The sequence below is a fragment of the Methylobacterium sp. NEAU K genome (genome assembly GCF_030700285.1).
Taxonomy (GTDB): domain Bacteria; phylum Pseudomonadota; class Alphaproteobacteria; order Rhizobiales; family Beijerinckiaceae; genus Methylobacterium.
The window spans coordinates 313192-333804 of sequence record NZ_JAUYZJ010000001.1 but is presented as its reverse complement, the minus strand read 5'-3'; the positions used below and the strand labels follow the sequence as shown (position 1 = coordinate 333804).

At 67.6% G+C, this 20613-nt stretch carries 17 protein-coding genes, 2 tRNA genes and 1 pseudogene; 11 read left to right on the top strand and 9 right to left on the bottom strand.

Annotated elements, in window-relative coordinates; translation table 11 throughout:
- The 3 genes from Q8W67_RS01595 to Q8W67_RS01585 form a co-directional block, all read left to right on the top strand.
- A partial coding sequence (locus tag Q8W67_RS01595) for a mannose-1-phosphate guanylyltransferase/mannose-6-phosphate isomerase (RefSeq protein WP_305539620.1) occupies positions 1–1063 on the top strand: 1063 nt, incomplete at its 5' end.
- Positions 1064–1203: 140 nt separating this feature from the next.
- The gene (locus tag Q8W67_RS01590; RefSeq protein ID WP_305539617.1) at positions 1204–2217 is read left to right on the top strand and encodes an SDR family oxidoreductase; all 1014 of its coding nucleotides are present in this window, start codon (positions 1204–1206) and stop codon (positions 2215–2217) included.
- The gene (locus Q8W67_RS01585; RefSeq protein WP_305539614.1) at positions 2218–3129 is read left to right on the top strand and encodes an alpha/beta fold hydrolase; all 912 of its coding nucleotides are present in this window, start codon (positions 2218–2220) and stop codon (positions 3127–3129) included. It begins immediately after the preceding gene.
- Between the two features lie 18 nt (positions 3130–3147).
- On the opposite strand, the gene Q8W67_RS01580 is transcribed toward Q8W67_RS01585, so the two are convergent.
- Complete coding sequence (locus Q8W67_RS01580) at positions 3148–3411, bottom strand: hypothetical protein (protein ID WP_305539610.1); 264 nt, start codon at positions 3409–3411, stop codon at positions 3148–3150.
- Positions 3412–3946: 535 nt separating this feature from the next.
- Here Q8W67_RS01580 and Q8W67_RS01575 point away from each other — a divergent pair.
- The 5 genes and pseudogenes from Q8W67_RS01575 to Q8W67_RS01555 all read left to right on the top strand — a co-directional run.
- Entirely contained in the window at positions 3947–4390 is a 444-nt protein-coding gene (locus tag Q8W67_RS01575; RefSeq protein ID WP_305539607.1) for a hypothetical protein, read from the top strand.
- Between the two features lie 1507 nt (positions 4391–5897).
- A complete protein-coding gene (locus Q8W67_RS01570; protein WP_305539605.1) occupies positions 5898–6173 on the top strand; it encodes a hypothetical protein in 276 nt (91 codons plus the stop codon).
- A 338-nt stretch (positions 6174–6511) separates the two neighbouring features.
- Positions 6512–6724: a hypothetical protein gene (locus Q8W67_RS01565; RefSeq protein ID WP_305539602.1), complete on the top strand. Its 213-nt coding sequence runs from the start codon at positions 6512–6514 to the stop codon at positions 6722–6724.
- Between the two features lie 272 nt (positions 6725–6996).
- Positions 6997–7263 (top strand): hypothetical protein, encoded by a 267-nt coding sequence (locus Q8W67_RS01560; protein WP_305539599.1) that lies wholly within the window; start codon positions 6997–6999, stop codon positions 7261–7263.
- Between the two features lie 103 nt (positions 7264–7366).
- A pseudogene (locus Q8W67_RS01555) lies at positions 7367–8186 on the top strand (transposase); the annotation flags it as partial.
- A gap of 221 nt (positions 8187–8407) precedes the next feature.
- Here Q8W67_RS01555 and Q8W67_RS01550 read toward each other — a convergent pair.
- The 6 genes from Q8W67_RS01550 to Q8W67_RS01525 form a co-directional block, all read right to left on the bottom strand.
- Positions 8408–8483, bottom strand: a tRNA-Val gene (locus Q8W67_RS01550).
- 350 nt (positions 8484–8833) lie between these two features.
- The gene (gene lon / locus Q8W67_RS01545) at positions 8834–11260 is read right to left on the bottom strand and encodes an endopeptidase La (protein ID WP_305539596.1); all 2427 of its coding nucleotides are present in this window, start codon (positions 11258–11260) and stop codon (positions 8834–8836) included.
- A 249-nt stretch (positions 11261–11509) separates the two neighbouring features.
- Positions 11510–12781, bottom strand: a complete 1272-nt coding sequence (clpX, locus tag Q8W67_RS01540; protein ID WP_010684321.1) for an ATP-dependent Clp protease ATP-binding subunit ClpX — start codon at positions 12779–12781, stop codon at positions 11510–11512.
- A gap of 184 nt (positions 12782–12965) precedes the next feature.
- On the bottom strand, positions 12966–13592 hold the full coding sequence (locus Q8W67_RS01535) for an ATP-dependent Clp protease proteolytic subunit (protein WP_007567155.1): 627 nt from the start codon (positions 13590–13592) through the stop codon (positions 12966–12968).
- A 126-nt stretch (positions 13593–13718) separates the two neighbouring features.
- Positions 13719–15116: a trigger factor gene (tig, locus tag Q8W67_RS01530; protein ID WP_305539589.1), complete on the bottom strand. Its 1398-nt coding sequence runs from the start codon at positions 15114–15116 to the stop codon at positions 13719–13721.
- A 141-nt stretch (positions 15117–15257) separates the two neighbouring features.
- Positions 15258–15342: transfer RNA gene (locus tag Q8W67_RS01525), tRNA-Leu, on the bottom strand.
- A gap of 158 nt (positions 15343–15500) precedes the next feature.
- Here Q8W67_RS01525 and Q8W67_RS01520 point away from each other — a divergent pair.
- Positions 15501–16988 carry a multicopper oxidase family protein gene (locus Q8W67_RS01520; RefSeq protein ID WP_305539586.1) on the top strand — a complete coding sequence of 496 codons (1488 nt, stop codon included), beginning with the start codon at positions 15501–15503 and terminating at the stop codon, positions 16986–16988.
- On the opposite strand, the gene Q8W67_RS01515 is transcribed toward Q8W67_RS01520, so the two are convergent.
- Entirely contained in the window at positions 16981–18486 is a 1506-nt protein-coding gene (locus Q8W67_RS01515; protein ID WP_305539583.1) for an NAD(P)H-hydrate dehydratase, read from the bottom strand. The two genes, Q8W67_RS01520 and Q8W67_RS01515, sit on opposite strands and share 8 nt — an antisense overlap.
- 195 nt (positions 18487–18681) lie before the next feature.
- Between Q8W67_RS01515 and Q8W67_RS01510 the strand changes: the two genes are divergently transcribed.
- Both Q8W67_RS01510 and Q8W67_RS01505 read left to right on the top strand, forming a co-directional pair.
- A complete protein-coding gene (locus Q8W67_RS01510) occupies positions 18682–19020 on the top strand; it encodes a P-II family nitrogen regulator (protein ID WP_003600526.1) in 339 nt (112 codons plus the stop codon).
- 227 nt (positions 19021–19247) lie between these two features.
- The gene (locus tag Q8W67_RS01505; RefSeq protein WP_305539549.1) at positions 19248–19430 is read left to right on the top strand and encodes a DUF2735 domain-containing protein; all 183 of its coding nucleotides are present in this window, start codon (positions 19248–19250) and stop codon (positions 19428–19430) included.
- Between the two features lie 86 nt (positions 19431–19516).
- Here the strand turns inward: Q8W67_RS01505 and Q8W67_RS01500 are convergent, their stop codons facing one another.
- Positions 19517–20551: a glutamine synthetase beta-grasp domain-containing protein gene (locus Q8W67_RS01500; protein ID WP_305539545.1), complete on the bottom strand. Its 1035-nt coding sequence runs from the start codon at positions 20549–20551 to the stop codon at positions 19517–19519.
- Positions 20552–20613 lie beyond the last annotated feature (62 nt).

The window sequence follows — 20613 nt, the reverse complement described above, 5'->3', positions numbered from 1 at the left end:
GCCCGACACGCCGGCCTTCGTGGCGGCCGTGCAGGCCGCCGCGGCCGGCGCGCGGGCGGGCTACACCATGACGCTGGGCATCGAGCCGACCCACCCGGCCAGCGACTACGGCTACATCCGCCGGGGCGCGCCGATCGCCGAGGCGCCGGGCGCCGCCCGGGTGGCGCGGTTCGTGGAGAAGCCCGACCGGGCCGGCGCCGAGGGGCTGATCGCCGAGGGGGCGTTGTGGAACTCGGGCTACTTCCTGTTCCGGGCCGACCTGATGCTGGCCGAGCTGGAGGCGTTCGCCCCCGAGGTGCTCGGGGCCGCGCGCGCGGCGCTGGAGGCGGCGGTGACCGATCTCGACTTCGTGCGGCTGGATGCGGACGCCTTCGCGCAGGCGCCGAAGATCTCGATCGACTACGCGGTGATGGAGCGGACCGAACGGGCCGGGGTTCTGCCGGTGTCGTTCCCGTGGTCGGATGTCGGCACCTGGGACGCGGTCTGGCAGGTGCTGGAGCATGACGAGGCCGGCAACGCGGTGCGGGGCCGCGTGGCGCTGATCGGGACGAAGAACAGCCTGGTGCACAGCCAGGGCGAGGGCCTGACCGCGGTGGTCGGCCTGGAGGACGTGGTGGTGGTCGCCACGCCGGACGCGGTGCTGGTGGCGTCGAAGGCGCGCTCGGGCGAGGTCAAGCAGCTGGTCACCGCGCTGCGGGCGCAAGGCGCGCCGGAGGCGGACGCGCATCTGCGGATGTACCGGCCGTGGGGCTGGTATCAGCGGATCGACCTGGGCGAGCGCTTCCAGGTGAAGCGGATCCAGGTGGTGCCGGGCGGGCGGCTGTCGCTGCAGAAGCACTACCACCGGGCCGAGCACTGGGTGGTGGTGCGCGGCACCGCCGAGGTGACGATCGACGAACGGGTGGTCCTGGTCCACGAGAACGAGGCGGTGTACCTGCCGATCGGCTCGATGCATCGCCTCGCCAACCCCGGCAAGATCCCCCTGGAGCTGATCGAGGTCCAGGTCGGATCCTACACCGGAGAAGACGACATCATCCGAGTCCAGGATATCTACGGACGCTGAGCCTTCGGCGAGCGCCGCCCTGCGACCCGATCACCCGCGGCCGGCCCGGAACCATGCGCCCCTCCGGGCAACTTCCTCTTTGCGTGAACGCGACGGCCCCGCAGGGACGTCGCTGTGATCGCGAATGTTCGGGAGGACCGATGAAGCACAAGCCGCTCAGCGAGCAGGTCGTGGTGATCACCGGCGCGTCGTCGGGAATCGGCCTCGCCACCGCCCGGATGGCGGCCGAGCGTGGTGCCCGGGTCGTGCTGGCGGCGCGCAGCGGCGATGCCCTGGCCCGCGTCGAGGCCGAGATCGAGGGCATCGGGGGCAAGGCGGTCCACGTCGTCGCCGATGTCGGCAGCCGGGCGGACGTGCAGGCGATCGCCGACCGGGCCCTGGCGGTGTTCGGCGGCTTTGACACCTGGGTCAACGTCGCGGGCGGCACGATCTACGGTCGGCTCCGTGAGATCAGCGACGCGGACCATGCGCGCCTGCTCCAGACCAATCTCTGGGGCACGGTATTCGGATCGCTCGTGGCGGTGGAGCAGCTGCGCGCGCACGGAGGCGCTCTGATCAACATGGGCAGCGTGGCCTCGGACCTCGCCTTTCCGTTCCAGGGCATGTACGCGGCGTCGAAGCACGCCGTGAAGGGCTTCACCGACGCCCTGCGGATGGAGCTGGCTCACGAGGGTGCGCCAATCTCCGTGACGTTGATCAAGCCGACCTCGATCGACACGCCCCTGCCGGGCCGGGCACGCAATTACATGGATCGCGAACCGAGCCTGCCGCCGCCGGTCTATCCGCCGACGGAGGTGGCCAACGCCATCCTGCACGCGGCCGTGCACCCGCAGCGCGACATCATCGTCGGCGGCGCCGGCAAGGCGTTCGTGGCCGGCAAGGAATTCGCCCCGGGCGCCTACGACCTTCTCGCCCCGGCGATCATCGCGCTGCAGAAGCGCGGCATCCCGCCGCGCGACCCGGCAGGGGCCCTCCACGCACCGGTGGCAGCCGGCGCGGAACGCGGCGACCAGCCAGGCTACGTGATGCGCACCAGCGCCTATACACGGGCGAGCCTGCATCCGCTGACCACGGCGGCGGGCCTCCTTGGGGTAGGCGCAGTCGCGGCGCTGGCCCTGTTGGCGACCGCACCCGGCCGCGGGAAGCGCCTGTAATTGGCCGTCCTTCCGCACGCCCTGCCCGGGCCGGCCTTTCCGCCGCAGGGTGACCGACGCGATCCACGCATCGTGCCGCGCCGGAACGTGCGCCTGCTGGACGACCGGACGATCGCCTACGCGGAGACGGGGTCTGGCCCCGATCTCGTGGCGATTCACGGTGCGCTGATGTGCCTGGAGGATCTGTGGCTCGGACCGGTACCGGCACTGTCCGAGCATTTCCGGGTCGTCGCCGTCGACCGCCCCGGCCATGGTTTCAGCCTGCGACCGCGCGGGCGCGGGGCCGACATCTGGGATCAGGCCGCGCGCATCCGGGACGCGGTGCGGATCCTCGGCCTGGAGCGGCCGGTGATCCTCGGCCACTCGTTCGGCGGCGCGGTCGCCCTGGCGTACGGGATGCTCTACCCGGACGAGATCGCGGGCATCGTCGCCCTCGCGCCGATCTGCTTCCCGGAGTTGCGACTCGAACAGATGCTGTTCGGGCCGCGGGCGGTGCCGCTCGGCGGCGATCTGCTGTCGAGGCTCCTGAACAGGTCCAGCGATCCGGCCCTGCTGCGGCTGCTCTGGAACGCGATGTTCCTGCCTCAAGCGATGCCGGAGCGCTTCCGCGACGCCTTTCCATTCGATCTGGCCGGACGGGCGGCACAGCTCACCGCGGAAGGCGAGGATGCTGGCTGGCTCTGGCCGGCGCTGACGCGCAGCGCGCAGCGCTATCCGACGCTGCGGGTCCCCACGCACATCCTGTGCGGCAGCGCCGACTTGGTGGTGAACACGTTCGCGCAGGGTTACGCCGCCGCCCGACTGATCCCGGGCGCGCAGTTCACGTCGCTGCACGGCACCGGGCACATGGTCTCGCATTTTCACGCCGAGGCGATTGTGCGGGCGGCGCGGTCGATGGGCCGCCACGCCTGAGCCGTGGCCCGCCGCCGATCAGAGGCTCTCGCGCGGCCCCCTGTCGATGCGAACCGGCCCGATGGATCGGACGGCGACCTCGGCCTCCACCCAGACGCGGGCAGCCTCGGCCGTCGGGTGATCCGCGAAGGCTGCGAATCGCGGCGGCCATTCCGAGCCGGATTGGACGATGTAGCCGCGTGCGCCCTTGGCGATCGGCCCGACATAGCCGAACACTTTGCCGGTCTCGTTCACGAGGTCGCTACAGTGGAGTGGGCCGTCCACCCAGCGCAGATCAGGCATCCGGGCATCCGAAAGCCTGAATTTCCGGAGAATAAACGGCGCGCTGTTCCGGTCTCGTTCGCGTCGCGATGGCAGATGCCCCCTCCGCCGCGGATTGCCCGGGACGTGGATTCCGCTGCGTGACGGGTGACCTTGGTATTGTCCTGGACGGACATGCCGGCGAACCGGCAGAGTGCGAAGTGCTCGGCATCAAACGCCAGTCCCGATCCGATAGGATTGCAGAGGCCTCGCGGGCCCCTAGCCCTGAAGCATTAGACCGTCTCGGCTAGATAGAATTTACGGCTGTTCTGGTTCGGCCCAGCCAACCAAACTAACGCCTCTCTGAACTCTCAGCGACAGACTGCATACTCGGTGAACGGACTTCGGGCATGCACGGGCCTCACTGGCTGCACCCAGATCGGGCCGCTGGCAGCCCTATCCCCTTCGCGGGAGCGTCGCAGGTCCGGAAGCGTCGGAAATTCCTGCCGCGGAGTGAGCGCTCGTGGGAACCGGGCGAGGCACCTCTCGAGCAGAAAGCAAAGCGGGAGATCCGAAAATGAATGACCCATTCGGACGCAGCGCGGGCGGGCTCTGCATTGTTGTCGTGGCTATGCTGCCGGCCCCCGTCTGGGCCCAGAAGATCGTGATCCCCACGGCACCCGCCGTATCCGCCGGCGGCGGAGGGCCACCACAGCCCCTCCTCTGGTATCACCGCCATGAGCCGCTCGCTGGCCTAGTCGTCCCGTTCCTGAAAGGTCTCATGCCCTTCGCCGCGCTAGGAGCTGCCGGATTTGCGGGAGGCACCCCGCCCGGCGGCCTCGCCATCCTCAATAATGGTGGAGTCATGTTCAATCCGAGCCTCACAGGCGGCGCCGGCAACGGCAACGGCAACGGCAACATCGGATCGAACAACGGCAACGGAAACCTCACGAACGGCAACGGTAACTTTGGCGTCGGCGACAACGTCGGGAACGGAGGGGTAGGTCGCGCCGGGGATTGATCAGGTCCTGCAGGCCGTGGAGGTCCCGCTCCCCGTGCCAGCGCCGTCGGCCGGACAGGCTCTCGACCATCCCGCGCAGATCCTCGGGCGAATGGCGACCGTAGACGTCCTCGACGACCCGCTCGGTGGTGCCGAGCGCCGTCGCCACTTTGCCGAACGGCGTCCGGTCCATCACGGCCCCGGCCGCAAAGGTGCGCCGGAAGACGTGCGGTGTGATCTCCTCGCAGAGCCCACCACCCTTCCGCGCCTTCGTCCGACTGCTGCGGAGATTATGTCGGCTCACGACCGGGCCGTCTGGCCGCTGATCGGGCACAGGTCGGCCTCCGTGGCGCGTTCAGCCGCTTCACGCTCTCCAAGGCCGCAGCCCGAGACACGTTCGATGCCGCCAGTGCCTCGGATGATCCAGCGGGCGGCGCGGGCTTTCCAGTAGGGATGTGCATCCCTGGCCGGACGCGACATCGCCTCACCGTCCGCTTGATGTCGCCCAGCGTCGTGTGCAGGCGCCCAAGTATCTCGTATGTCGTCAGCCGATCATGCTCGGCCCCGCGCCGCGAGGCCTTGGCGAATGCGCGGGCGACGATGCCGTGTGCGACCGCGACCTCGGCCGCCACGCTGAGCCACATCATGGTCTCGTCGGCGACCTCGCCGGGCGCGGGGATTCGGGCGCATACTCGCCGCCAGCTCTAGGTCGTAGGCTTCCTGGGCAACAGTTTCGCGTGATCGCGCCATTTGTCGTCACCGACGCGAGCGGGATCTCGCTGCGATAGGTTCGGCGCCTGACGCGCCGCCTCGGACAGCGATCACTGCGCTTTGCCGGGGTCGGATAGCTGCTCCCGGCGCGCCCAGGATCCGGCGTCGCATGGGCGGAAGGCGGCCCCGCCCGGTTCTGGTGATCGCACTGCGCTCATACCGCTACCGCGCCGTCGAGCGCATCGGCCGCAGCGAATACAGTCACAGAAACAAATTCGAAATTAATTGCTCTCTGGATATTCAGATTCCTGGCGCCCGGGAGACAATCAGTGGCCGAAGATCTCAGAAATCAACCGCGAAGCCTCGCCTTGAAGACGGGCCACATATTTTTTGGCGATACGCAAGACGGCTGTGATTGCCTCGTATGGAATATCTGTAGACACGGTGCGCTGATCGAAGTCGAGCGAGAAACCATACCTCCTGAGGAATTTCGATTTATCTTGATGGGCCTGTCCTTAAACCAACTCTGTGAGGTAGTCTGGCGCGATGGACGGAGGGTCGGCGTGAAGTTTAACAGTTGAATACTGCGCTTATCCAAGTCGGACCTCCGACATGGTTGCTCGGGCGGCAAGGTGGCCGGCAAGGCGTTCGGCTTGGTCGATTCCGCCGGCCAGCCACGGTCGCCTCCCGTCGCGAGATCGGTGTCACTCAGGCCGCGTGCGATCGGGCTTCACGACGGCCGGCCCATGTTTTGACGCCGATCAAGGACATCGCTGCTCGGCTTCGGGAAGCTCTGGGCATCCAACTGGAGGGTGCCGTGACCCTGACAGACTTCGTGATCCCGACGGTCGCCGCGGCCATGTTCACGTTCGTGAGCTACGGTATCTTGCGCTCGGAGCACCGGCATTCTGAGACGATCGGGGAGGTACTCTGGGTTGTGTTCTGCATGTGCGCCACCCTGTCCCTGATCGCGATGGCAGGACAGATGGCCGAGCCGGTGACTTCGCGGGGACTCAGAGGAGTCGCGCAGGATTACGCCTCAGACGGCCCGAGCCGCTACAGACGGGCAATAGCGCGCGGCAGCATGGATTGAGGCGTTCATGCCGCCACTCTCGTTGCGAGGGCAGCCTTCAGCGCCTCCTGGGCATCCTCCAGGACCTCATCCTTCAACGTCCGCCGCGGGGCGCGAGGATGATGCCGATCGGCGGCACGCCTCGTCGGCCGGCCAGGGCGTTGGCGGCCGCCGCGATCATCGCGCGCGCAAAGGTGCCGGTCTTGGCCATGGCTGAGCTGCTCTGCGGCGAACAGGGTGATGGGAGCCGCGGCAGGAAGCCCGGGGTAGATCGGGGCAAGTCCATCAATTTGATCGAATCCGTGAAACCGATCGCTTATCGGTCTCATGCTCTGCTTCCTTCCGAGGAGGTCCGAGCCATGACGATCACCACCTCGATCAACACCGTCGGCATCGTGCGTGCGACGGAGATGATTCAATCGGCCCGCACCGCCGCCGCGATGGAGCACCAGCCGGGACCGCGCACGGCTTCGGTCGAGATCTCCCGGTCCGTGGACGCCGAGGCCCAAGGTGAGGAGGTGGACCGACCACTTCCAGCATCGCAGAGGCGCGTGGTCGACGTCCGCGTGTGAAACGGCGCAAGGCCAGACCCGCACATCGGCGATCCCGGAGGCGTGCGCGTCGATCTCGCGGCTGTCCACCCGAGCGCACTCGGCGCCACTTTCGGCGTAGGGGACTGTGCTCATGTGACGGTCCCGCTCGGCGACAATCTTCCGTTCGGATCTCGAACAGCAGACGGTAGAAAATCGCGATGTGGAGACTTATCGCCGACTGTATTTACAATCCTAAATCGGCGGTATATAGACTCCGCGTCCTGGGGAGCGTGTTTGATAAGGAACACGCCATGACTGAAATGATGCCGATCGCGGATGAAGCCGCGACACGCCTGGCCTTCAGCCTCATGCGGAGCGCCTATCTTGACCTCGCGCACACGCTGCGCAGTATCGACGAGGGCCCCGCACGCGATTTGCTGCAAGCTGTAGAATACCGGATTGAATACCGGCTCGGCTCTTCGGCGCAGGACGCTTCGGACGAGAGCCCGCAGGAGAGTGCGATCGCCGTCGCCGCCGGACGCGTCCGGAGCGTGCTGCGCGAGGCATTGGAAAACTGAGACGGGCGCTTGGCTGAACTGGCACATCAGGCAGCCCTCGCTGGCCTATCGCCGGTTTCACCGACACCCGGTTTGGGTGCGATGATGAGACCGGATGTGCAGGATGCGGCGTCGCAAGTTCGGGCGTGCGTTCAAGATCGAGGCGGTTTGGCTGGTCCGAGAACGCGGGGTGAGCGTTGTTCAGGCGGCCCGCGACCTCGACGTGCCCGAAGCGGCGTTGCACCGCTGGGTGAAGCAGGTCGCGGCCGATCCGCAGCACGCGTTCCCAGGTCAGGGGCAGATGCGGCCAGAGCAGGCCGAGATCGGCCGGTCGCGTAAGGAGGTCGGCCGTCCGCTGGCGGAGAGTGATATCTCAAAAAGGCCACCGCCCTTTTCGCGCGAGACGTTCCGTGAGGTTCGCCGTCATCACCAAGCATCGGGACATCTTGCCGGCGGCCTGGTTGTACTCGGAGCTGAATGTCTCTCGCTCTAGCTTCAAGGGCGGGCTCACGGGGCCGCCCAGCCGACGCGCCCGCGATGACTGAAGTGATCCCGGCCAAGGGACGCACGAGCTTTGTGGGCCGAGGGCTGGCTCTATGTGTACGCTTGTCATGGCGATCTGGCGCAGTGGCAAACCCACCGCGTTGCTGCACCGCGCGGATCGAGGCAAACAGGACACGCGCGAGCCGTTCCAGCGGCTGATCACTGAGCGCGGCGCCGTCTGCTCGAGGATCCGGTCTGGCAACGTATGGGACAACGCGGCGATGGAGAGCTTCGTCTTCTCGCTGAAGGCGCAGCAGAAGTCTCGGCGAACCTACCGTACGCGGCACGCGGCGCGGGCGGACGTGTTCGACGTCATCGAGCGTTTCTACGACAGGGCCCAGTTGCAATCGACACTCGGATACCGCGGCCTCCTCGCGTTCGAGAAGGGAGCCAAACTAGCCAGGACGGTGTCCACCAATCCCGCAGCAGGCGAGTCCCGGGGTGTGCCGTGTCCCGCGGCTACGTGAGCTTGGAAATCCTCATGGCCTAGAGCGACGATCCCGTGCTCGGCCTGTCCGTCGTGGCCGCCTGATCAATCCTCGGACCCGAACTGAGGGCCGGTACTCCTGCACCACCCCACGAGACACGACATCCAAACTCTCGGACAAGCCATTGATAACACTGGTGGGCGGTGAGGGACTCGAACCCCCGACCCTCTCCGTGTAAAGGAGACGCTCTACCAACTGAGCTAACCGCCCGGCGGTCGACCGTTACGGCATGGCGTAGGTGCGGTGCAAGGGGCCCGTGTCATGGGGTGGCGCGCTTGTGCGCTGGAGAAGCGTGCGAGGCCGACGCTCTCTCCGGGGCCGGCAGGCAGGTGGCGTCCGGGGGGGCGTCGCCGCCGACCGAGACGGCGAGAATGACCGCCTCCACCGAGCAAAGCAGCGGGCACGGAACCCCCGGCGCGAGGCACCGTGCAACGCGGTAGCTCACGGCCTCGCTCGTGTTCGGGCTGATCAGCAGGATGCGCGCGGCCGGCCACGCCTCCCATGAAAAAGCCCCCGGAGCTAGGCTCCGGGGGATGTCCTCATAGGTTCATCGCCACCCTTCAGTGGGCAATGAAGGCCGCGCCGTCCTCTTCGGTCCGAGCGGACTTGGCCACGGGCAGCGGCTCTTCCCACTCGATCGCGACCGGCTGGCGCACCAGTGCCCGCTCCAGAACCTGATCCATCCGGGCGACGGGCACGATCTCCAGCCCGTTCTTCACGCTGTCGGGCACCTCGGCGATATCCTTGGCGTTCTCCTCGGGGATCAGCACCGTCTTGATGCCGCCGCGGAGCGCGGCGAGCAGCTTCTCCTTCAGGCCGCCGATCGGCAGGACCCGGCCGCGCAGGGTCACCTCCCCTGTCATCGCGATATCGCGGCGCACCGGAATCCCGGTCAGCGTCGAGACGATCGCGGTGGCCATGGCGATGCCTGCCGACGGACCGTCCTTCGGGGTTGCCCCCTCCGGCACGTGGACGTGGATGTCGCGACGCTCGAACAGCGGCGGCTCGATGCCGAAGTCGATGGCCCGCGACCGCACGTAGGATGCGGCCGCCGAGATCGACTCCTTCATCACGTCCTTCAGGTTGCCCGTCACCGTCATCTTGCCCTTGCCGGGCATCATGACGCCCTCGATCGTCAGCAGCTCGCCGCCGACCTCCGTCCAGGCCAGACCCGTGACCACGCCGACCTGATCGTCCGCATCGATCTCGCCGTAGCGGAACTTCGGCGGGCCGAGGAAGACCGGCAGGCTCTCGACGGTCACGGCGACCGACTTGACCTTGGTGATCAGGATCTCCTTCACCGCCTTGCGGATCAGGTTGGACAGCTCGCGCTCCAGGTTACGGACACCGGCCTCCCGCGTGTAGCGGCGGACGAGCATCATCAGACCGTCGTCGTCGATCGACCACTCATGCGTCCCGAGGCCGTGCTTCTTCAGGGCGTTCGGGATCAGGTGCTTGCGCGCGATCTCGACCTTCTCCTCCTCGGTGTAACCGGCGATGCGGATCACCTCCATCCGGTCCATGAGCGGGCCCGGGATGTTGAGGGTGTTGGCCGTCGTCACGAACATCACGTTCGAGAGGTCGTAATCCACCTCCAGGTAGTGGTCGTTGAAGGTGGCATTCTGCTCGGGGTCCAGAACCTCGAGGAGCGCCGCCGACGGATCGCCGCGGAAATCCATGCCCATCTTGTCGATCTCGTCGAGCAGGATGAGCGGGTTCGAGGTCTTGGCCTTGCGCATCGACTGGACGATCTTGCCGGGCATCGAGCCGATATAGGTCCGGCGGTGACCGCGGATCTCGGCCTCGTCACGCACACCGCCCAGCGACATGCGCACGAACTCGCGCCCCGTCGCCTTGGCGATGGACTTGCCGAGCGAGGTCTTGCCGACGCCAGGCGGGCCGACGAGGCAGAGGATCGGACCGGTGAGCTTGTTCGCGCGCTGCTGCACGGCGAGGTACTCGACGATCCGCTCCTTGACCTTGTCCAGACCGAAATGGTCCTCGTCCAGCAGGGTCTGGGCGCCCAGCAGGTCCTTCTTTATCTTCGAGCGCTTGCCCCACGGGATCCCGAGCATCCAGTCGAGGTAGTTGCGGACCACCGTGGCTTCGGCGGACATCGGCGACATCTGCCGGAGCTTCTTCAGCTCGGCGGTGGCCTTGTCGCGCGCCTCCTTGGAGAGCTTGGTCTTCTCGATTTTCTCTTCCAGCTCGGCCAGCTCGTCGCGGCCGTCCTCGGAATCGCCCAGCTCCTTCTGGATCGCCTTCATCTGCTCGTTGAGGTAGTACTCGCGCTGGGTCTTCTCCATCTGCCGCTTGACGCGGGTCCGGATGCGCTTCTCAACCTGCAGCACGGAGATCTCGCTCTCCATCAGCGACAGCACGCGCTCGAGGCGCTGCGCCACCGTGGGCGTCTCCAGGATGCCCTGCTTGTCGGAGATCTTGACCAGCAGGTGCGAGCCGATCGTGTCGGCGAGCTTCGAGGGCTCGTCGATCTGCGTCACGGCCGAGACGACCTCGGGCGAGATCTTCTTGTTCAGCTTGACGTAGTTCTCGAACTCCGAGAGCACCGAGCGCGCGAGCGCCTCGGCCTCGACGCGGTCGCCGAGTTCGTCGTGCAGCGCCTCGGCGGTGGCCTCGTAATACTCGTCGGAGCGGGTGAAGCCCGTCACCTTGGCGCGACCGATACCCTCGACCAACACCTTCACGGTGCCGTCGGGCAGCTTGAGGAGTTGCAGCACGGAGGCGAGGGTGCCGATCTTGTAGATCGCGTCCGTGGCAGGATCGTCGTCGCCCGCGTTGATCTGCGTGGCGAGCAGGATATGCCGGTCGGTGCGCACCGCCTCTTCAAGGGCGCGGATCGACTTCTCGCGGCCCACGAACAGGGGCACGATCATGTGCGGGAAGACGACGATGTCGCGCAGGGGAAGAACGGCGTAGGACCCCGTCGAGCCCGGGACGACCGGCTGGCGCGATTTCGACTGTGTCATGAGGACTTCCTCTCAGGGACGCCCGGCCTCGGTCCCTCCACGCGGGGAGCGAACCTGTAGCCGGGGGCCGACCGGGCCGCGAGGGTCGGGATGTTCAAGAACTTTGCGGCTGGTGACGCGGACCGCACCTCGAAGGAGCGTGCGGCCACCGCGCTGAGCCTGAGGTGGCTGCGGGGCGCAGCGTTTTCAAGATGTTCCCCGCAGCGCGCCCCGCCGGAGCCGGGCGCTTAACGCAACGCCGCCAAGCGCTTACGCGCTCACGCTGGCGGGTGCGTCCTTGTTGCGGTCGCCGTGGATGTAGAGCGGGCGCGACTTACCCTCGACCACCTCGGGACCGATCACGACCTGCTCGACGGATTCAAGGCCTGGCAGATCGTACATCGTGTCGAGCAGGATCGTTTCCAGGATCGACCGCAGGCCGCGGGCACCGGTCTTGCGCTCGATCGCCTTGCGGGCGACCAGCGACAGGGCCTCGTCCTGGAACGTCAGGTCGACGTTCTCCATCTCGAACAAACGCTGGTACTGCTTCACCAGGGCGTTCTTCGGCTCCTGGAGGATCTTCTTCAGCGCGGCCTCGTCGAGATCCTCGAGGGTCGCCAGCACCGGCAGGCGGCCGACGAACTCGGGGATGAGGCCGAACTTCAGCAGATCCTCGGGCTCCACCGAGCGGAAGATTTCGCCGGTGCGGCGGTCGTCGGGGGCCTGCACGGTCGCGCCGAAGCCGATCGAGGTGCCCTTGCCGCGCTGGGAGATGATCCGCTCCAGCCCCGCGAAGGCGCCGCCGCAGATGAACAGGATGTTGGTGGTGTCGACCTGGAGGAATTCCTGCTGCGGATGCTTCCGGCCGCCCTGCGGCGGGACGGAGGCGACCGTGCCCTCCATGATCTTCAGGAGCGCCTGCTGGACGCCCTCGCCCGACACGTCGCGGGTGATCGACGGGTTGTCGGACTTGCGCGAGATCTTGTCGATCTCGTCGATGTAGACGATGCCGCGCTGCGCCCGCTCGACGTTGTAATCCGACGCCTGGAGCAGCTTGAGGATGATGTTCTCCACATCCTCGCCGACATAGCCCGCCTCGGTGAGCGTCGTGGCGTCCGCCATGGTGAAGGGCACATCCAGGATGCGGGCGAGCGTCTGCGCGAGCAGCGTCTTGCCCGAGCCGGTCGGCCCGATCAGCATGATGTTGGACTTGGCCAGCTCGACGTCGTTGTGCTTCGTCGCGTGCGCCAGCCGCTTATAATGGTTGTGCACGGCGACGGAGAGGACCTTCTTGGCGAAGTCCTGGCCGATGACGTAGTCGTCGAGGACGCGGCGGATCTCCTTCGGGGTCGGGACCCCGTCGCGGCTCTTCACCAGCGAGGATTTCGACTCCTCGCGGATGATGTCCATGCACAGCTCGACGCACTCGTCGCAGATGAACACGGTCGGGCCGGCGATCAGCTTGCGGACCTCGTGCTGGCTCTTGCCGCAGAACGAGCAATACAGCGTGCTCTTCGAGTCATTGCCGCCAGTCTTGCTCATATCGGTCTCCGATTCGTCACGTACGCAGCCGGCTAGGGGCGCACGCGCATCGCTTCAACGTAAGGGGGCCCGTTTAAAGAAACAGTGTGCTGCGCGCCTTTGCCCGATGGACCCTTTATCGGATGCAAACACGCTGCCGCGGCGGGATCAAGGCCGCGCCGCGGCGGTCTGGCGACGCAACCGGTCAGGCTGCGGCGGGCTCGGGCCGCTTCTGGATGACCTCGTCGATGAGGCCGAATTCCTTGGCCGCGTCCGCGGTCATGAAATTGTCGCGCTCCAGGGCATTCTCGATCGCCGCATAGTCGCGGCCGGTATGCTTCACGTAGATCTCGTTCAGGCGCCGCTTCAGCGCCTCGATCTCGCGGGCATGGATCAGGATATCCGTCGCCTGCCCCTGGAAGCCGCCCGAGGGCTGGTGGACCATGATCCGGGCATTCGGCAGGGCGAATCGGTGGCCTGGCTCGCCGGCGGTGAGAAGCAGGGAGCCCATCGAGGCGGCCTGGCCGACGCAGAGCGTCGTCACCGGGCAGCGGATGAACTGCATCGTGTCGTAGATCGACAGGCCCGAGGTCACGACGCCGCCGGGCGAGTTGATGTAGAAGGAAATTTCCTTCTTCGGGTTCTCCGCCTCGAGGAACAGCAGCTGCGCCACGATCAGCGACGCGCCGTAATCCTCCACGGGGCCAGTGAGGAAGATGATGCGCTCGCGGAGCAGGCGCGAGTAGATGTCGAAGGCGCGCTCGCCGCGGCTCGATTGCTCGACGACCATCGGCACGAGCGCGTTGTTGTAAACGTCGATCGGATCTCTCATCTCGTCCTGCCCCGGAGTGAGGCCCGGGACTGCCGCGAATCACGACAGCCCGGGCGTATCAGCGAACACCGGCGATGCTTAACCACCGCCTAACCCTATGCCCGCCGTCCTGGGACAGAGCGGGGCTCAGTCGGCCGAAGCCTCGGCCTTGTCTGCCGGCTTCCCGCCGGTCGTGTCGTCGTCATCTTCGTCTGCGAAGAGTGCCTCTTTCGAGACCGGCTCCTCGACGAGTTTGACCTGCCCGAGAACGTGGTCAACCACCTTCTCCTCGAACAGCGGCGCCCGAAGCTCGGCGAGCGCCTGCGGGTTTTTGCGATAGAAGTCCCAGACCTGCTGCTCCTGGCCCGGGAACTGCCGGACCCGGGCGATGAGGGCCTGGTTCACCTCCTCGTCCGAAACCTTGATATCGGCGCTCTCGCCGACCTGCGCAAGCACGAGACCGAGACGGACGCGACGCTCGGCGATCTTCCGGTAATCGGCCTGCGCCTTTTCCTCGGTCGTGTCCTCGTCCGCGAACGTCTTGCCGCGGGTCTTGAGGTCCTGCTCGACCTGGGCCCAGACGCTGGCGAATTCCTGCGCGACCAGGGAGGGCGGCAGCTCGAAGGCGTACTTGCCGTCCAGGGCGTCGAGAAGGTCCTTCTTGAGCCTGCGCCGCGAGGCGGCCTCGAAATCGCTGCCGATCGCCTTGGAGATCGCCTCCCGCAGCTTCTCGAGGGATTCAAGGCCCATCGACTTGGCGAAGTCGTCATCGACCTTCGCATCGCCCGGCGCCTGGATCTTCGTGACCGTCACGTCGAACTCGGCGTCCTTGCCGGCGAGGTGCTCGGCCCCGTAGGCCTCCGGGAAGGTCGCCTTCACGACCTTCTTGTCGCCGACTTTGGCGCCGACGAGCTGCTCCTCGAAGCCCGGGATGAACGAGCCGGAGCCGAGCTCGAGGTCGATCCCCTCGCCCTTGCCACCCTGGAACTCCTCGCCGTCGATGCGGCCGACGAAATCGATGGTGACGCGGTCGCCATTCTGGGCCTCGGCGCCGTCGTCGCGCTCGGTGAACGGACGGCTCTGCCCGGCCATGCGCTCCAGCGCCTCGTCGACCTCGGCGTCGGAGGGCGCGGCCACGAGCTTCTTGAGGCTCACGTCGGACAGGTCGGCGAGCTCGAAGTCCGGCATCACCTCCAGGGCGACCTTGAAGGCGAGGTCGGCCTTGGCGTCGAGGGCCTTCTCCACCTCGGCCTGGTCGGAGGGGAACTCGACCTGCGGCTCGAGCGCGAGCTTCAGGCCGTTATCGGTGACGATCTTGCGGTTGGCCTCGTTGACGGCGTTCTGCACCACTTCGGCCATGACCGAGCGACCGTAGACCTTGCGCAGGTGGGCGACCGGGACCTTGCCGGGGCGGAAGCCCTTAAGCTGGACCTTGTCTTTCATGCCGGACAGCTCGGTCGTCAGGCGCTCCTCGAGTTCCTGGGCGGCCAGCAGAACCTGAAACTCGCGCTTCAGTCCCTGGGCGTTGATCTCGGTCACCTGCATCGTCGTCGTCGCTCTTCAAAGAACCCTGTGGTCGCCGGCCGGGCCGGCGTCGTGCGGCTTGGTCGCGCGGTCCGGGATGCCGAGGTGTCGGATACGGGGATGAGGCGGTCCCAAGGGGGACCGTGCCATCCGGAAGCGTCCTGGTGCGGGCGGAGGGGCTCGAACCCCCACGTCTTGCGACACTGGAACCTAAATCCAGCGCGTCTACCAGTTCCGCCACGCCCGCGCGCCGACACCCCGGCGCGTCGCCGGCCGCCGGAAGCGCGCCCTATAGCATGGGCCGAACGGCTCGCAGCAAAAAACTTGCCCCGGCCGGCGACGGTGGCGCGCGCGCGGGCACGCCGCTATCTAGCCGAGCCCATAGCGCGCCGCCGTCGAGATCTCATGCCCTCATCCCGCCCCGTGCCGCCGACCGATCCGCGTCCCGGCACGCCATCGCGCCGGACCCTGCTCGCCGCCGCGGCCGCTTTCGGGTTGATGCCGGAGTCCGGGCAGGCGCAGGGGTCCGGTCCCGCGCCCGAGGCGGCACCGGCGACACCCGGTCCCGCGGACCTCCCCGCCCTCCGGGCAGCCCCCGGCAAGTCGCGGCTCCGCCCCGAGCCCACCGCCGAGACGCCCGTCTGGTGCTTCGACGGCAAGACCTCCCCCCCGGTGGTGCGGGTCAAGCTCGGGCAGCCGGTGCGGCTGAAGGTCGAGAACCGCACCGACAAGGCGCTGTCGCTGCACTGGCATGGGGTGCGCAACGTCAACGCGATGGATGGAGTCGGCGGCGTGACGCAGGCGCCGATCCCGCCGGGGGGCGACTTCCAGTATCTGTTCACGCCACCGGACGCAGGGACCTTCCTGATCCGGCCCCTCGTCGTCGGCGGGGCGAGCGAACCTTCGGGCCGGGGGCTGGCCGGCATGCTCGTCGTCGAGGAGACGAACCCGCCGGCCGTCGACGCGGATGTCAGCTTGGTGATGCAGGATTGGCGGCTCCAGGACGATGCGAACCTGATGCCGTTCGGGCAGACCATCTTCGCGGCCACGCACGGTCGGCTCGGCAACCTCGTCACGATCAACGGCAAGCCGGTGCCGGACGCGTTCGAGGCGCGGCCGGGTTCCCGTGTCCGCCTGCGTCTCGGCAACGCCTGCAACGCGCGGGCGACGCGCCTCCGTTTCGAGGGCGTGAAGGTCTACGTGGCGGCCGTCGACGGGCAGCCCACCGACACGTTCGAGCCGTTGCGGGCGACCCTGCCGTTCCCGCCCGGCACCCGCTACGACCTGCTGGTGGACTTGCCGGAGGAGGAAGGCGCCACCTGCTCGATCATCGCCCTGGTCGGCCAGGGCCTGACCCTGGCGAGCGTGACGACGAAGGGCGCCAAGATCACCGACAAACGGGCGCCGATCGGGCCGATCGGCGAGAACAAGCGCCTGCCGGCGGAGATCAAGCTCCAGAACGCGCTGCGGCGCGACGTGGTGATCACCGGGGGCGCCTTCGTGCCCAAGGAGGCCAAGGACGCCGGCAAGGACAAGCCGGTGCCCGATCCCGTCTATACGGGCGACCCGCAGAAGATCTGGGCGGTGAACGGGACCAGCGCGGCTGCGGGTCTCCAGCCGATCCTCTCGGTGAAGCGCGGACAGGTGGTGGTGCTGGCCCTGCGCAACGAGACCGGCTTCCCCCAGGCGCTGCACCTGCACGGCCACTGCTTCCGCCTGCTCCACCCCCTGGATGACGGCTGGGAACCCTATTGGCTCGACACCTTCCAGTTGCTGGAAGGGCGGACGGCGCGAATCGGCTTCCTGGCCGACAATCCGGGCCGCTGGCTGATCAGCGCCACGGTTCTGGAGCGGTTCGATACCGGCCTCTGGACGGTGTTCGAAGTCACCTGAGCGCCGCTTCGGAGAGATCTCTCAGCACGGCGGGCATCAACTCGGGAATGTCCTCCGCGATCAGGCCGGGCCCGTGGCGCAGGCCGGCATCCCCGTGGAGCCACACGCCGGCGGCGGCAGCCTCGAAGGGCGGCATGCCCTGGGCGAGCAGCCCGGCGATCAGGCCGCCGAGCACGTCGCCGGAGCCGGCGGTCCCCAGGTAGGGGCTGCCGTGGTCGTTGATCGCCGCGCGCCCGTCGGGGCTCGCGATCACCGTATCGGCCCCCTTCAGCACCACGACGGCGCCGGCCAGCGCGGCCGCCGCGCGGGTGCGGGCGACCTTGTCGGCCTCTTCGGCGGCAGCCTCAGTCCCGCTGAAGAGCCGCGCGAACTCACCGGCATGCGGGGTGAGCACTGCGCGCGCCTGCCCGTCGGCGATATGTGCGGCGAGAAGCGGCGCCTGTCCGGCGAAGCTCGTCAGGGCATCGGCATCGAGGACGAGGCCTCGGCCTGCGGCAGCTGCCACCGCGACGCGCTCGCGCGTGGCCTCGCCGGTGCCGAGGCCGGGGCCGGCCAGGACGACGTTGAGGCGCTCGTCGGTGAGCAGGTCGTCGAGGTCGTCCGCGGTCTCACTGGGACGCAGCATGATCGCCGTGAGGTGGGCGGCGTTCTCGGCCAGAGCCGAGTCCGGTGACGCGACCGTGACCAGGCCGGCACCGGCCCGCAGGGCGCCGCGCGCGGCGAGCCGGGCCGCACCGGTCTTCGTGGCGGGCCCCGACAGCACCAGGGCGTGCCCCCGGGTGTACTTGTGGCTCTCGCCGGTCAGGCGGGGGAAGGTGTGCGCCCAAAGGGTCGGCCCGTTCCGGTAGAGCGGCGGCGTGCAGGCAGCGAGGCCGGCCTCCAGCGCCGCATCCCCCGCCCCGATGTCGGCCAGATGCAGGTGGCCGCAGAGGCCGCGCCCGGGCTGCAGCACATGCCCCGGCTTGAACGCCACGAAGGTCACGGTCTCCACGGCGCGGATCGCGACGCCGCGCACGGCACCGGTATCGCCGTCGAGCCCGCTCGGCACGTCGACGGCGAGCACCGGACGGCCGCTCGCATTCACGGCTTCGACCAGGGCCCGGGCCGGGCCGTCGAGGTCGCGAGACAGGCCCGCCCCGAACAGGGCGTCGATCACGAGGTCGCAGGGCGGGAGCGCAGCGTGCCCGGCCCCCTGGACCGGGCCTGTCCAGGCTCGTGCCGCCAGGGCGGCGTCGCCCTTGAGCGCAACACGGTCCCCGAGCAGGAAAAGGTCGACCGCGTAGCCACGCTCCGTCAGCTTGCGGGCAGCCACGAATCCGTCGCCTCCGTTGTTGCCCGGTCCGCACAGGACGACTACCCGTCCGCCTTCGGGCAGCCGCGCCGCGGCGCGCGCGGCAACCGCGGCACCGGCGGCCTCCATGAGGGTCAGACCCGAGATTCCGCCGTTGATCGCCGTCTCATCGACCCGCCGCATCGCCGCAACCGTCAGCAACCGCATGCTCATCTCCGCCTCTGCCCGTGCACCGACCACGCACTGATTAAAAATGCGCCACAATTTCACTGAAAGCCCGAAGGATGTGCGTAGATTGCGCGCCGAATGGGCAGTAACCTGGGGCCCGCCGAGAAAACGGCGTGGCGGAGGCTTCACGGGGATGTTAGAAATATCTGGCAGTGTAGCGCAGGCCCGAGCGGCATGAAGAAGATCGAAGCGATCATCAAGCCTTTCAAGCTCGACGAGGTGAAGGAGGCGCTCCAGGAGGTCGGCCTCCAGGGCATCACCGTGATCGAGGCTAAGGGCTTCGGCCGCCAGAAGGGCCACACCGAGCTCTATCGCGGGGCCGAGTACGTGGTCGACTTCCTGCCGAAGGTGAAGCTGGAAATCGTGCTGTCCGACGCCCTGGTCGAGGGAGCGGTGGAGGCGATCCGCAAGTCGGCCCAGACCGGCCGCATCGGCGACGGCAAGATCTTCGTATCGACGATCGAGGAAGCGATCCGCATCCGCACCGGCGAGACCGGCACCGACGCGATCTGACGGCCGATCCGCGCGGCTCCGGGCCCGCGGACTGGGCGTCCTCCCCCGAAAAAGGCCCGCATTCTCGCGCGAATTTCCCGCTTTTCGTCCGTGCTGCCCAAGAATGCGCGCTGCACGAATGTCCGGCATCTGCGCCTCCGGCCATGGAGCGTCACGTTCGGCACCCCACATCCTCTGGAACGGACGGCCGGAACGGCCGCTTCGATCTCACGCTGGAGGAATGTGCGATGGCCGATATCGACGTGCGCGAGACCGCCAAGATCTACGATCTGTCCGCCTTCCGGCGCCCGCGCATCGCGCCCCGGGCGATCGAGGAGGCCAAGCCGCTGCGCGCAGCACCGAGCTTGGGCGGCGGCGCCTGGTACCACGAGGCCGCGATCCGCGAGGACGAGCGCCCGCGTCGCCCGTGAGCGGCCCCGCCATCCCGCAAACGGCGAAGCCGGGCACGAGGACCCGGCTTCTCGGTCTTCGATGGGGGAAGCCTGGGCTCCACGCTTCAGGCGGCGGCGGCGGCCTCGGTCGGCACTGACGAGATCGTCTTCAGCACCTGCGAGGCGATCTGGTAGGGGTCGCCCTGAGAGTTCGGGCGGCGATCCTCGAGATAGCCCTTGTAGCCGTTGTTCACGAAGGAATGCGGCACGCGGATCGAGGCGCCGCGGTCGGCAACGCCGTACGAGAACTCGTGGATCGAGGCGGTCTCGTGCTTGCCGGTCAGGCGCATGTGGTTGTCAGGACCGTAGACGGCGATGTGCTCCTCGCGGGCGTTCTTGAACGCGTCCATGAGCTTCTCGAAATACGCCTTGCCGCCATGCTCGCGCATGAACGCGGTCGAGAAGTTGCAGTGCATGCCCGAGCCGTTCCAGTCGGTGTCGCCGAGCGGCTTGCAGTGGTACTCGACGTCGATGCCGTAGGTCTCGCAGAGGCGCTGCAGGAGGTAGCGGGCCATCCACATCTCGTCGGCGGCCTTCTTGGAGCCCTTGCCGAAGATCTGGAATTCCCACTGGCCCTTGGCCACCTCGGCGTTGATGCCCTCGTGGTTGATGCCGGCCTCGAGGCAGAGGTCGAGGTGTTCCTCGACGATCTTGCGGGCGACGTCGCCGACGTTCGAATAGCCGACGCCGGTGTAGTACGGCCCCTGCGGGGCGGGATATCCGCTGGCCGGGAAGCCGAGCGGGCGGCCGTCCTTATACAGAAAGTACTCCTGCTCGAAGCCGAACCAGGCGCCCGCATCGTCCAGGATGGTCGCGCGCTTGTTCGACTCGTGCGGGGTCTTGCCGTCCGGCATCATCACTTCGCACAGGACCAGGACGCCGTTCTTGCGGGCCGGGTCAGGGAAATGGCGCACGGGCTTGAGCATGCAGTCGGAGCTGCCGCCCTCGGCCTGCTTCGTTGACGAGCCGTCGAAGCCCCACATCGGGAGCTGCTCGAGGGTCGGGAAGCTGTCGAATTCCTTGATCTGCGTCTTACCGCGGAGATTCGGGGTCGGCGTGTACCCGTCGAGCCATATGTACTCGAGCTTATATTTCGTCATTCCGGTTCTCTCGTCCGTTGTAGATGCGCGACCTGGTCAATCCCCGGGCGACGCGAACGGCT